At 69.4% G+C, this 11,843-nt stretch carries 11 protein-coding genes; 8 read left to right on the top strand and 3 right to left on the bottom strand.

Features of this window, described 5'->3' with window-relative positions:
* Positions 1-432: lipoyl synthase (locus CH341_RS14505; RefSeq protein WP_483475688.1), on the top strand; the 432-nt coding region annotated here is incomplete at its 5' end.
* A 5-nt stretch (positions 433-437) separates the two neighbouring features.
* Complete coding sequence (locus CH341_RS14500; protein ID WP_111419723.1) at positions 438-917, top strand: type II toxin-antitoxin system RatA family toxin; 480 nt, start codon at positions 438-440, stop codon at positions 915-917.
* On the opposite strand, the gene CH341_RS14495 is transcribed toward CH341_RS14500, so the two are convergent.
* The 3 genes from CH341_RS14495 to CH341_RS14485 form a co-directional block, all read right to left on the bottom strand.
* Positions 908-2,086 carry a sensor histidine kinase gene (locus CH341_RS14495; protein ID WP_111419722.1) on the bottom strand — a complete coding sequence of 393 codons (1,179 nt, stop codon included), beginning with the start codon at positions 2,084-2,086 and terminating at the stop codon, positions 908-910. The two genes, CH341_RS14500 and CH341_RS14495, sit on opposite strands and share 10 nt — an antisense overlap.
* Positions 2,087-2,149: 63 nt before the next feature.
* Positions 2,150-2,671 (bottom strand): CinA family protein, encoded by a 522-nt coding sequence (locus tag CH341_RS14490; protein ID WP_111419721.1) that lies wholly within the window; start codon positions 2,669-2,671, stop codon positions 2,150-2,152.
* Positions 2,668-3,846: a bifunctional 2-C-methyl-D-erythritol 4-phosphate cytidylyltransferase/2-C-methyl-D-erythritol 2,4-cyclodiphosphate synthase gene (locus CH341_RS14485; RefSeq protein ID WP_111419720.1), complete on the bottom strand. Its 1,179-nt coding sequence runs from the start codon at positions 3,844-3,846 to the stop codon at positions 2,668-2,670. Before CH341_RS14485 ends, CH341_RS14490 begins: the two co-directional genes overlap by 4 nt.
* A 187-nt stretch (positions 3,847-4,033) precedes the next feature.
* Between CH341_RS14485 and dusB the strand changes: the two genes are divergently transcribed.
* The 6 genes from dusB to CH341_RS35895 all read left to right on the top strand — a co-directional run.
* Positions 4,034-5,068 (top strand): tRNA dihydrouridine synthase DusB, encoded by a 1,035-nt coding sequence (dusB, locus tag CH341_RS14480; RefSeq protein WP_111419719.1) that lies wholly within the window; start codon positions 4,034-4,036, stop codon positions 5,066-5,068.
* Positions 5,069-5,121: 53 nt separating this feature from the next.
* Positions 5,122-6,228: a two-component system sensor histidine kinase NtrB gene (locus tag CH341_RS14475; protein WP_111419725.1), complete on the top strand. Its 1,107-nt coding sequence runs from the start codon at positions 5,122-5,124 to the stop codon at positions 6,226-6,228.
* Between the two features lie 8 nt (positions 6,229-6,236).
* Positions 6,237-7,679, top strand: coding sequence for a nitrogen regulation protein NR(I) (gene ntrC / locus CH341_RS14470; protein WP_111419724.1), 1,443 nt, complete (start codon positions 6,237-6,239; stop codon positions 7,677-7,679).
* Positions 7,680-7,842: 163 nt separating this feature from the next.
* Positions 7,843-10,098: a sensor histidine kinase NtrY-like gene (locus tag CH341_RS14465; RefSeq protein ID WP_111419718.1), complete on the top strand. Its 2,256-nt coding sequence runs from the start codon at positions 7,843-7,845 to the stop codon at positions 10,096-10,098.
* Positions 10,088-11,458 carry a nitrogen assimilation response regulator NtrX gene (ntrX, locus tag CH341_RS14460; protein WP_111419717.1) on the top strand — a complete coding sequence of 457 codons (1,371 nt, stop codon included), beginning with the start codon at positions 10,088-10,090 and terminating at the stop codon, positions 11,456-11,458. Before CH341_RS14465 ends, ntrX begins: the two co-directional genes overlap by 11 nt.
* Positions 11,459-11,465: 7 nt before the next feature.
* Positions 11,466-11,843, top strand: a 378-nt coding sequence (locus tag CH341_RS35895) for an aminotransferase class IV (RefSeq protein WP_245431058.1), incomplete at its 3' end; no start/stop codon positions are given.

Raw genomic sequence — 11,843 nt, 5'->3', positions numbered from 1 at the left:
GTCGCGGCCAGGCCCGACGTGTTCAACCACAATCTGGAGACGGTGCCCTCGCTCTATCTCACGGTGCGGCCGGGCGCCCGTTATTTCAACTCCATCCGGCTCCTGCAGCAGGTCAAGGAGATCGATCCGGAGATGTTCACCAAGTCCGGCATCATGGTCGGGCTCGGCGAGACCCGGAACGAGATCCTCCAGGTGATGGACGACCTGCGCGCCGCCGACGTCGATTTCCTCACGATCGGCCAGTACCTCCAGCCGACCCGCAAGCACCATCCGGTCGCCCGCTTCCTGCCGCCGGACGAGTTCAAGTCGCTGGAGACGATTGCCTACGCAAAAGGATTTCTGATGGTCTCGTCCTCGCCGCTGACCCGCTCCTCGCATCATGCCGGTGACGACTTCCGTCGCCTGCAGGCCGCCCGCGCCGGAAGGCGCTGACCGCGATGCCGCGCTTTCGCGCCCGCCGCCGCGTCGCTCACGCGGCCGAGGACATGTTCGACCTCGTCGCCGACATGGACCGCTATCCGGAGTTCGTGCCGCTGTGCACCGGCATGAAGGTGCGCGGCCGTACCCCGGCGGGCGAGGGGATCGAGGTCGCGATCGCCCGCATGACCGTGTCCTACAAGGTCTTCCAGGAGCACTTCACCACCCGGGTGACGATGAACCGGCCGGAGCTGTTCATCACGGTGGAGTATCTGGACGGGCCGCTGAAGGTCCTGTCCAACCGCTGGACGTTCAAGCCGGCCGGCGACGACAGTTGCGACGTCGAGTTCTTCATCGACTACGAGTTTCGCAGCCGCATGCTGAGCACCCTGATGGGCGCGGTGTTCGACGCGGCGTTCCGCCGCTTCGCGTCCGCCTTCGAGACGCGCGCCGACGTCGTCTACGGCAAGGGGCCGCGGCGCGCCGTCGCCTACGAGTGACGGATGTCGATCGGGCCGGGCACCACCGGAAAGATCACCTCGATCCGGGTTCCGTTGCCGCTCCGCTCGGCGCTGCCATAGGTCACCCGCCCGGCGAGCTGCTGGGCGAAGGCCTCGATCATCTTCAGGCCGAATCCGGCCTTGCGCGGCTGCGGCAGGCCGGCGCCGTCGTCCTCCACGAAGATGCGCGCCTCGCTGCCGTTGCTGGCCAGATCGAAGCCGACCCGGATGGTGCCGCCGTGCTCGCCGAAGGCGTATTTGAGCGCGTTGGTGACGAGCTCGTTGACCACCAGCGCGGCCGGCACGGCGCGGTCGAGCGGCAGCAGCGCGTCGGCCGCCGTCACCTGGATCGACACGCTGCCCTGGTCCGGATTGATGTTGGCGCACAAGGCCCGCAGATACTGGTCGAAACGGATGCCGGTCGCGTCCTTGCCCTTGGACAGGAGATCGTGCGCCACCGCGATCGTCTGCACCCGCGTCATCGCGGTGCCGAGCACGTCGTAGGTCTCCTCGGCCGTGGTCTCGCGGCGCTTCAGCGCCATGAACGAGACGATGAGCTGCAGGTTGTTCTTCACCCGGTGCTGGAACTCGCGCAGCACGATCTCGGCATGCGCCTGTGCCTGAACGACGCGGCTCTGCGCGGCGGAAACGTTCTGCTCCGCCGCGTGACGGGCGAGCGCGCAGCCGAGCGCATTGGCCATCGCGGTGAGGAAGTCGACGTCCCACTCGTCGAAGCGTCGCGGCATCTCGCTGTCGGCTTCGAGCACGCCCCAGGTCCGGCCGTCGATCATGATCGGCACGTTGACGAGGGAGACGATGCCGTGGTCGCGCAGCAGCCCGGACAGCCGGTACTCGCGGTCGTGCGGGAGATCGTCGATGACCACGGTGCCGCCGGTCTGGACGGCGCGGCCGGGCGGCGAGCTGATCTCCAGGCCGAGCGTGGCGTGGCCGACGACACCGTCCTTCCAGCCGACGCCGGCCTCGACCAGGAGATCGCCGTGCTCCGCGCGATAGCGCAGCACCTTGACGTGCCCGACGTCGGTGACGCGCGAGACCTGTGCCACCGCGTGCTGCATCAGCCGGTCCGGCGTGACCGTCTCGCTGGCGAAGCGGGTGAAACCCGTGATGGCGCGCAGATACTCGCGGCTGCGTTCGTCGTTCGGCAGCATGTCGCCCCTCTCGACGGCGAAACAGCGGCCGTCCGGACGACAACGCAGCCGATGGGCTGGCGTTCAACGCTTGGTGGAGGTCCCGGTCGCCATGGATTCGAGCATCGCCAGCGCCTCGAGCACCGAGGCGCACCGCACCGCGCGGCGACCCGGCGCGCCGAAGCGGCGCTCCCGGTGCAGCAGCAGCCGTCCACGCATCGCCGCGGCGAAATGGACGAGGCCGACCGGCTTGTCCGGCGAGCCGCCGCCCGGGCCGGCGATTCCCGTGACCGCCACGGCGAGGTCGACGGGCGCGTGCTCCAGCACGCCCAGCGCCATCGCCTCGGCGGTCTCGCGGCTCACCGCGCCGAACCGGACCAGGGTGTCGTGCGGCACCCCGAGCAGCCGCTCCTTGGCGGCATTGGAGTAGGTGACGTAGCCGGCCTCCACCACGTCGGAGGAGCCGGCGATCTCGGTCAGGGCACCGGCGACCAGGCCGCCCGTGCAGGACTCGGCCGTCGCCAGCGTGAGACGCCGCGCGCGGCAGGCGTCGAGGACGCGCTCCGCCGCCGCGGAGACGTCGCCGGGGAAGGCGAGGTCGGTCACGGCGTCGTCCAGGGCAGGCGGACCGTGGCGGTCGCCCAGGCGACCAGGCCCTCGCGGCGGCCGATGAAGCCCATCTTTTCGCTGGTGGTGGCCTGCAGGCCGACCCGGTCGACGGACAGGCCGAGGATCTCGGCGACCCGGGCCCGGATCGCCTCGCGATGCGGGCCGAGCCGCGGCGCCTCGGCCACCACGGTGAGGTCGACATGAGCGATCTGCCCGCCGCGCGCCTTCACCCGGTCGACCGCGAAGGCGAGGAAGCGGTCCGAGGAGGCACCGCGCCACTGCGGGTCGCTCGGCGGGAAATGGACTCCGATGTCGCCGTCGGCGAGTGCCCCGAGAATGGCGTCGACGAGCGCATGGAGCGCCACGTCGGCATCGGAATGGCCCACGACCCCGCGGTCGTGCGGGATCTTCACCCCGCCGAGCCAGACATGGTCGCCGGTCTCGTCGAAGGTGTGCACGTCGTAGCCGGTCCCGACCCGGACGTCGCCGAGCGCGGCGAGGAGATCGGCCTCGGCGCGGCGGAAGTCGTCGGAGGTGGTCAGCTTGACGTTGCCGGGCTCGCCGTCGAACACCGCGACGCTCATTCCGGCCCATTCGGCGAGCGCGGCGTCGTCGGTGAAGTCGTCGCGCCCGGCGGCCGCGGCCTTGCGGTGCGCCGCCAGCAGGGCCGGGTAGACGAAGGCCTGGGGGGTCTGTACCGTCCTCAACCGGGAGCGGTCGAGGGTCTCGACCACCCGGCCGGCCGGGTCGACCGCCTTCACGGTGTCGCTGACCAGGAGTCCCGGGATGGCCGCCCCGGTCCGGCCCGCCGCGATCGCCCGGTCGAGCAGGGCGGCGGACGCGAACGGCCGCGCGGCATCGTGCACCAGGACGATATCGGGAGCCCGGTCGGCCAGCGCCTCCAGGCCGGCATGGACGGAGGCCTGGCGGGTCGCCCCCCCGTGGGTGGGGGCCAGCACCGGCAGCCCCACCGCTGCGTCGGCGAACCGCCCCTCGTCGTCCGGATGGATGACCGTCTGCACGGCAGCGATGTCGGGATGGGCAGTGAACGCCATGAGTGTGCGACGAATGACCGCCATGCCGCCAATGCAGCGGTACTGCTTCGGAAGGGCGCCCCCCACTCGGGTGCCACGCCCCCCCGCCACCACGACGGCTGCCACGCCTCCAGTCATCTTTTCAGGCTCCTGACCTGCAATTCTTCACAGTTTGCTTTAATCCGCTCGCGCGCAAGCGCAACCGGCTTCCAGTGTGGGCGAGCCACGACGGCTGATAAACCGTGCTCGCGCGGAAGGCTTGATTTGGCGCACGGAATGGCTAAGGTCTATGCAAACGCCGTCTACGCCCAAAGTATAGGCATATATGCATCTCGGTAACCCCCGACCCTCGCGCGACCTCACGGTGGGTTCGGTAGCGCTGCCGAATCCCGTGTTCCTCGCCCCCATGTGCGGCATTACGGATGCACCGTTCCGACGCCTGGTGGCAAGGCTCGGCGCCGGTCTCGTCGTGTCCGAGATGACGGCCTGCGCCGCGCTCGCCGAGGGCAAGGCCCTGGCGCGCCTGCGGCTCGAGCGTCACGGCCTCGGCCTGCACGTCGTGCAGCTCGCCGGCCGCGAGGCCCGGTGGATGGCCGAAGGCGCCCGCATCGCCGCCGGCGCAGGCGCCGACATCATCGACATCAACATGGGCTGCCCGGCCCGCAACGTCACCAACGGCCAGGCCGGCTCGGCGCTGATGCGCGATCTCGACCACGCCGTCTCGCTGATCGCCGCGACCGTCGCCGCCGTCGACATCCCGGTCACGCTGAAGATGCGGCTCGGCTGGGACGATCGCTCGATCGTCGCGCCGGAGCTGGCGCGCCGCGCCGAGCAGGCTGGCGTCAGGCTGGTGACGATTCACGGCCGGACCCGGTGCCAGTTCTACACCGGCACGGCCGACTGGTCCGCGGTGCGCGCCGTCAAGGATGCGGTCGGCATCCCGGTGGTGGTCAACGGCGACGTTCTCGACGAGGACGACGCCGTGTCGGCGCTCCGAGCGTCCGGTGCCGACGCCGTGATGATCGGCCGAGGTGCTTGCGGAAAGCCGTGGCTGCCGGGACGCATCGCCCGCTATCTGGCGACCGGTCGCCGCGAAGGCGCACCCGCGCTCGACGACCAGCTCGTCCTCCTGCTTCAGCTCCACGACGAGATGCTGACCCTGTACGGCACGCAGCTCGGCGGACGGCAGGCGAGAAAGCACATCGGCTGGGCGCTCGACGCCGCAGCCGCCGAGACCCGCACCTCCGTCACCGACCTGAAGGCGTGGCGGGCGAGGGTGCTCACGATCGACGAGCCCGCCGAGGTCGCGGGCCGGCTGCGCGACGCATTCGACGCGTTCAAGTGGAAGGTAGCCGCATGAAGTCCGCCCCCTTCGAAGCCCGACCTCACTGGTCCGGTCAGGCCGCCCTCGGCATGTCGTCGGCCGAGGCCGTCCTCAACTCGCTCCCGCATTCGGTCGTCGTGGTCGGCCCCGACGGCGAGATCACCGACGCCAACACGGCGGCGGAGCATTTCTTCGACATCTCGGCGCCGCTGCTGCGGCGCTACAAGCTGCGCGATCTCGTGCCGTTCGGCAGCCCGGTGCTGGCCCTCGTCGAGCAGGTGCGCGGACGCGGCGCGGCGGTGAACGAGTACAAGGTCGACCTGGCGACGCCCCGCATGTCGGGCGAGCGCATCGTCGACCTCCATGTGGCGCCGGTGCCGGAGCAGCCGGGCCACGTCGTGGTGATGCTGCAGCTCCGCTCGATCGCCGACAAGATGGACCGCCAGCTCACCCACCGCGGCGCCGCCCGCTCGGTGACGGCGCTCGCCGCCATGCTGGCGCACGAGATCAAGAACCCGCTCTCGGGCATTCGCGGCGCCGCACAGCTGCTCGAGCAGTCGGCGAGCGACGACGACCGCACGCTGACACGCCTGATCTGCGACGAGGCCGACCGCATCGTGAAGCTGGTCGATCGCATGGAGGTGTTCGCCGACAAGCGGCCGGTGGATCGCGAGCCGGTGAACATCCATGTCGTGCTGGAGCACGTGAAGCGGCTCGCCCAGTCGGGCTTCGCCCGTCACATCCGCTTCGTCGAAGACTACGATCCTTCGCTTCCGGCGATTCTCGGAAACCGCGACCAGCTCATCCAGGTGTTCCTCAATCTCGTGAAGAACGCCGCCGAGGCGATCGGGCCGACCGCGACGGACGGCGAGATTCACCTCACCACGGCATTCCGGCCGGGCGTGCGCCTGTCGCTGCCGGGCAGCAAGACGCGGGTGTCGCTGCCGCTCGAGTTCTGCGTGAAGGACAACGGCCCGGGCGTGCCGGAGGATCTCCGGCCGCATCTGTTCGAGCCGTTCATGACCACCAAGCCGACCGGCTCCGGCCTCGGCCTGGCGCTGGTCGCGAAGATCATCGGGGACCACGGCGGCATCGTCGAGTGCGAGTCGCAGCCGCGCCGGACCTCGTTCAGCGTGTTGATGCCGATGTACACGGGCGACGACGCCGCCGATCGCGGCGGCGGCGCGCCTTCATGAGGATGACGATGCCCACCGGTCGAGTTCTGGTCGCCGACGACGACGCCGCGATCCGCACGGTGCTCAACCAGGCCCTGTCGCGGGCGGGCTACGAGGTCCGTTCGACGGGCAACGCCGCGACGCTGTGGCGCTGGGTGAGCCAGGGGGAGGGGGATCTGGTCATCACCGACGTGGTGATGCCGGACGAGAACGCCTTCGACTTCCTGCCGCGGATCAAGAAGCTCAGGCCCGATCTGCCCGTGATCGTGATGAGCGCCCAAAACACCTTCATGACCGCGATCCGCGCCTCGGAGCGGGGCGCCTACGAGTATCTGCCCAAGCCCTTCGACCTGAAGGAGCTGATCACCATCGTGGGCCGGGCCCTGGCGGAGCCCAAGGAGATCGCCTCCAAGGTCCCGCAGCCCGAGGAGATGGAGTCGATCCCGCTGGTCGGCCGCTCGCCGGCCATGCAGGAGATCTACCGGCTGCTGGCGCGGCTGATGCAGACCGACCTGACCGTCATGATCACGGGCGAGTCCGGCACCGGCAAGGAGCTGGTCGCGCGCGCCCTGCACGACTACGGCAAGCGGCGCTCCGGCACGTTCGTCGCCATCAACATGGCGGCGATCCCGCGCGACCTGATCGAGTCCGAGCTGTTCGGCCACGAGAAGGGGGCGTTCACGGGCGCCAATTCGCGCAGCGCCGGCCGCTTCGAGCAGGCCGAGGGCGGCACGCTGTTCCTCGACGAGATCGGCGACATGCCGATGGAGGCGCAGACGCGGCTCCTGCGCGTGCTGCAGCAGGGCGAGTACACGACCGTCGGCGGCCGCACCGCGATCAAGACGGACGTGCGCATCATCGCCGCCACCAACAAGGACCTGCGGATCCTGATCCAGCAGGGTCTGTTCCGCGAGGACCTGTTCTTCCGCCTCAACGTGGTGCCGCTGCGCCTGCCGCCGCTGCGCGAGCGGACCGAGGACATCCCGGACCTCATCCACCACTTCTTCGTCGTCGCGGAGCGTGAGGGGCTGCCGGCCAAGCAGATCGAGAAGGCCGCCCTCGACCGGCTCAAGCGATACCGCTGGCCCGGCAACGTCCGTGAGCTCGAGAACTTGGCCCGCCGTCTCGCCGCGCTCTATCCGCAGGAGACCATCACGGCCGCCGTCATCGACGGCGAGCTCGCGCAGCCGGCCGCCAACGCGCCGAGCGACGAACCGCGGGTGGACGAGAATCTCTCGGCGGCCGTGGAGCGGCACCTCACCCGCTATTTCGGCGGCTTCAACGACGGCCTGCCGCCGCCCGGACTCTACCATCGCGTGCTGCGCGAGGTGGAGCACCCGCTGCTGTCGGCGGCCCTGGTGGCGACCCGCGGAAATCAGATTCGGGCGGCCGAGCTTCTCGGCGTCAACCGCAACACCCTGCGCAAGAAGATCCGGGATCTCGACATCCGGGTGATCCGCACGAGCAGCTGAGCGGCTGCTGGACGGGTTTCACGGTGCGATCCAACCGATCGCGTCCTCGTGATGAGGGCGCCGCCGTTGATTCGTCTCAATTCGGCAACATTGTTGTACAAACGCCTCATCGTGGGAGGCAGATACGGCGCGTCCCGACAGGGACGCCGGCCGAGGGGGGACCATGGCAACGGTCGAGGAGGCAGCGACCGCCCAGCTCGCGGAAGCGGTAAAGCCGAGCAGCGGCGCCGGAACCCGGATCGTCGGGCCGATCGGCGTCGTCGCCGCGCTGCTGTCGGCGCTCGTCACCTTCCTGGTGCTGGCCGGCCTGACCCCCATCATTCCGACCCACAATGTCGTCGTCAGCCTGCTGATGGTGAACGGCGTCGCGGTCGCGTTCCTGCTCGGCGTCATCGGCCGCGAGGTTTGGCAGATCATTCAGGCGCGCCGGCGCGGCACCGCGGGCGCGCGGCTGCACGTGCGAATTGTCGGCCTGTTCTCGGTCATCGCCGCCGCTCCGGCCGTGCTGGTCGCCGTGGTCGCCAGCATCACGCTGGACCGCGGGCTGGACCGATTCTTCACCCAGCGGACCCGCGGCGTGATCGCGAACTCTCTGGTGGTCGCCGAGGCCTACCTGTCCGAGCACGCGCAATCGCTGCGCAGCGAGACCCAGGCGATGGCCTTCGACGTCGGGCGTGCCCGTCCGCTGTTCGACCAGGACCGTGACCGCTTCCGCCAGTTCTTCACGGCTCAGGCCCAGGTTCGCGGCCTGCCGGTCGCCACCTTGATCGGCAAGGACCAGACCGTCATCGAGAAAGCCGACATCAAGCTGCCGATCCAGATTCCGGGGCCGCCGTCGGCCCTGCTCGCTAGCGTCGGCGACGCGGAACCGCAGGTGATCCTCAACCCCGACGCCAACTACGTCGCCGGGGCGATCAAGCTGCGCGGCTACGACGACGTCGTCCTGTTCGTCGCCCGGCCGCTCAATCCGATCGTGGTCTCGCAGTTCCGTGACACGCAGACGACCGTCACCGAGTTCGCGGAGCTCGAGAAGCGCCGCCTCGGCGTGCAGATCGCCTTCGCCCTCATGTTCACCGTGATCGCGCTCACGGTGCTGCTCTCCGCCGTGTGGATCGGCTTCAACTTCGCCAACCGCTTGGTGGCGCCGATCCGGCGGCTCATCGGCGCCGCCAATGTGGTGTCGACCGGCAATCTCTATGTCCAGGTGCCGGTCCGCCGGTCGGAGGGCGACCTAGCCCAGTTGGGTGAGACCTTCAACAAGATGACTCACGAGCTGCGCACCCAACGCGACGATATCGTGCGGGCGCGCGACGTCATCGACAGCCGCCGCCGGTTCACCGAGGCCGTGCTGGCGGGCGCCAGCGCCGGCGTGATCGGCGTCGATGCCGAAGGGCGGATCAGCATTCTCAACCGCTCGGCCGAGAAGCTGATCGGAGCCGTCGAGGCGGTGGTCCTGGGAAAACCGCTGGCCGAGGTTGTGCCCGAGCTCGCCGAGATGTTTCTGGGCGCCCGGACCACCGGGCAACGCTTCGCCCAGGGCCAGGCGTCGATCAACCGGGCCGGGCGGGAGCGCACCGTATCGGTGCGACTGACCACCGAGCAGTCGGCCAATCCGGAGCACGGCTACGTCTTCACGCTCGACGACATCACCGATCTGGTCACGGCGCAGCGCACCTCCGCCTGGGCCGACGTCGCGCGGCGCATCGCGCACGAGATCAAGAACCCGCTCACCCCGATCCAGCTCTCGGCCGAGCGCCTGCGGCGCAAATACGGAAAGGTGATCGTCGAGGACAAGCAGATCTTCGAGCAGTGCACCGACACGATCGTGCGGCAGGTCGAGGACATCCGCCGCATGGTGGACGAGTTCTCCCGCTTCGCCCGCATGCCGAAGCCGGTGATGACGGCCGAGGACGTCGCCGACACGGTGCGCCAGGCCGTGTTTCTCATGCGGGTCGGCCACGCCGATGTCGAAATGTCCGCCGACATACCGGACGGACCGATGCCGGCACGATTCGACCGGCGTCTCATCTCCCAAGGCCTCACGAACATCATCAAGAATGCAGCCGAAGCGATCGCCGCGGTTCCGCCTGCCGAACTCGACCGCGGACACATCCACGTCGCGGCGGCGCGCGACGGGGAGGACATCGTGATCGACGTCATCGACAACGGAATAGGGCTACCGAAGGAGAACCGCCGGCGGCTGCTCGAGCCCTATGTGACGACCCGCGAGAAGGGGACCGGTCTCGGTCTCGCCATCGTCGGCAAGATTCTCGAGGAGCACGGCGGGCGCATCGAGCTTCACGACGCGGCCGAGCGCACACCGGGTGCACGTGGGGCATGGTTCCGGTTGCGTTTCGCCGCCGAGCCCACCACCGCCGAAGCAGACCATCAGCAGGACGAGCAACGACATGGCGTCTGACATCCTGATCGTCGACGACGAGGCCGACATCCGCGAGCTGGTGGCCGGCATCCTGGAGGACGAGGGCTACGGCACTCGTACGGCGCGCGACAGCGACGACGCGCTCAAGGCCATTCAGGCGCGGCGGCCCAGCCTGGTGTTCCTCGACATCTGGCTGCAGGGTTCGAAGTTGGACGGGTTGCAACTGCTGGCCACCATCAAGGCGGACCATCCGGAACTGCCCGTGGTGATGATCTCGGGCCACGGCAACATCGAGACCGCCGTCGCCGCCATCAAGCAGGGCGCCTACGACTTCATCGAGAAGCCTTTCAAGGCCGACCGCCTCGTGCTGGTCGCCGACCGGGCGCTGGAGACGTCGCGGCTCAAGCGCGAGGTGCGGGAGCTCAAGCAGATCGCTCCGTTCCCCACCACGCTGATCGGACGGTCCGCGGCGATCAATCACCTCCGCCAGACGATCGAGAAGGTCGCGCCGACCAACAGCCGAATCATGGTCGTCGGCCCCTCCGGCGCCGGCAAGGAGCTCACGGCCCGCACCGTGCACGCCCTGTCGGGCCGTGCCAGCGGTCCGTTCGTGGTGATCAACGCCGCCGCCATCACGCCGGAGCGGATGGAGATCGAGCTGTTCGGCACCGAGCAGATCAACGGCGTCGAGGCCCGCAAGGTCGGCGCGCTGGAGGAGGCGCACGGCGGCACGCTGTTCATCGACGAGATCGCCGACATGCCGCGGGAGACACAGAGCAAGATTCTGCGCGTGCTCGTCGATCAGCAGTTCCAGCGGGTCGGCGGCACCACCAAGGTGGCGGTCGACGTGCGCATCGTCTCCTCGACGGCGCGCAACCTGGAGGAGGAGATCGCCGCCGGCCGCTTCCGCGAGGATCTCTATCACCGCCTCTCGGTGGTGCCGATCCGGGTGCCGCCGCTGGCCGAGCGGCGCGACGACATCCCGGACCTCGTCGAGCACTTCCAGGAGCAGATCTCGCAGGCCACGGGGCTGCCGAAGCGGCGCATCGGCGACGACGCGCTCGCGGTGCTGCAGTCGCACGACTGGCCCGGCAATGTCCGCCAGCTCCGCAACAACGTCGAACGGCTGATGATCCTGGCCGGCGGCGATCCGGACGCCATCATCACGGCCTCGATGCTGCCGCCCGATGTCGGCTCGATGGTTCCGGCGATGCCGCGCGGCAACGGCGGCGAGCACCTGATGGGCATGCCACTGCGCGACGCCCGCGAGGCCTTCGAACGCGAGTATCTCCGGGCACAGATCAGCCGCTTCGGCGGCAACATCTCGCGCACTGCGGAATTCGTCGGGATGGAGCGCTCGGCGCTCCACCGCAAGCTCAAAGCGCTGGGAATGGACTGAGCCGTCGATGTCACGTGTGGTCTATGTCAACGGCCAGTGGCGGCCGCATCGCGCCGCCATGGTCCATGTCGAGGATCGCGGCTACCAGTTCGCCGACGGCGTCTACGAGGTCTGCGAGGTGAGGGGCGGGCGCCTCGTCGACGAGCGCCGCCACACGGAACGCCTGGTGCGTTCTCTGTCCGAGCTACGCATCACGCTGCCGCTGCCGCTCACGGCGCTCGGCGTGGTGCTGCGCGAGACGGTGCGGCGCAACCGGGTCAGGGACGGGATCCTGTATCTCCAGGTCACCCGCGGCGTCGCCCGGCGCGACCACGGCTTTCCGCCGGCCGGGACCAGGCCGAGCCTGATCGTGTCGGCCAAGTCGATCGACCCCGCCGTGGGCGAC

This window comes from Rhodoplanes roseus, assembly GCF_003258865.1.
Lineage (GTDB): Bacteria > Pseudomonadota > Alphaproteobacteria > Rhizobiales > Xanthobacteraceae > Rhodoplanes > Rhodoplanes roseus.
This window is presented reverse-complemented; position numbering and strand designations above follow the sequence as displayed.

Bases quoted from the DNA above. Each gene is read 5' to 3' on its own strand.
- CH341_RS14495 (WP_111419722.1), bottom strand. From the start codon at position 2,086: ATGCTGCCGAACGACGAACGCAGCCGCGAGTATCTGCGCGCCATCACG.
- ntrC (WP_111419724.1), top strand. From the start codon at position 6,237: ATGCCCACCGGTCGAGTTCTGGTCGCCGACGACGACGCCGCGATCCGC.
- CH341_RS14465 (WP_111419718.1), top strand. From the start codon at position 7,843: ATGGCAACGGTCGAGGAGGCAGCGACCGCCCAGCTCGCGGAAGCGGTA.
- dusB (WP_111419719.1), top strand. From the start codon at position 4,034: ATGCATCTCGGTAACCCCCGACCCTCGCGCGACCTCACGGTGGGTTCG.
- CH341_RS14500 (WP_111419723.1), top strand. From the start codon at position 438: ATGCCGCGCTTTCGCGCCCGCCGCCGCGTCGCTCACGCGGCCGAGGAC.
- ntrX (WP_111419717.1), top strand. From the start codon at position 10,088: ATGGCGTCTGACATCCTGATCGTCGACGACGAGGCCGACATCCGCGAG.
- CH341_RS14485 (WP_111419720.1), bottom strand. From the start codon at position 3,846: ATGACTGGAGGCGTGGCAGCCGTCGTGGTGGCGGGGGGGCGTGGCACC.
- CH341_RS14475 (WP_111419725.1), top strand. From the start codon at position 5,122: ATGTCGTCGGCCGAGGCCGTCCTCAACTCGCTCCCGCATTCGGTCGTC.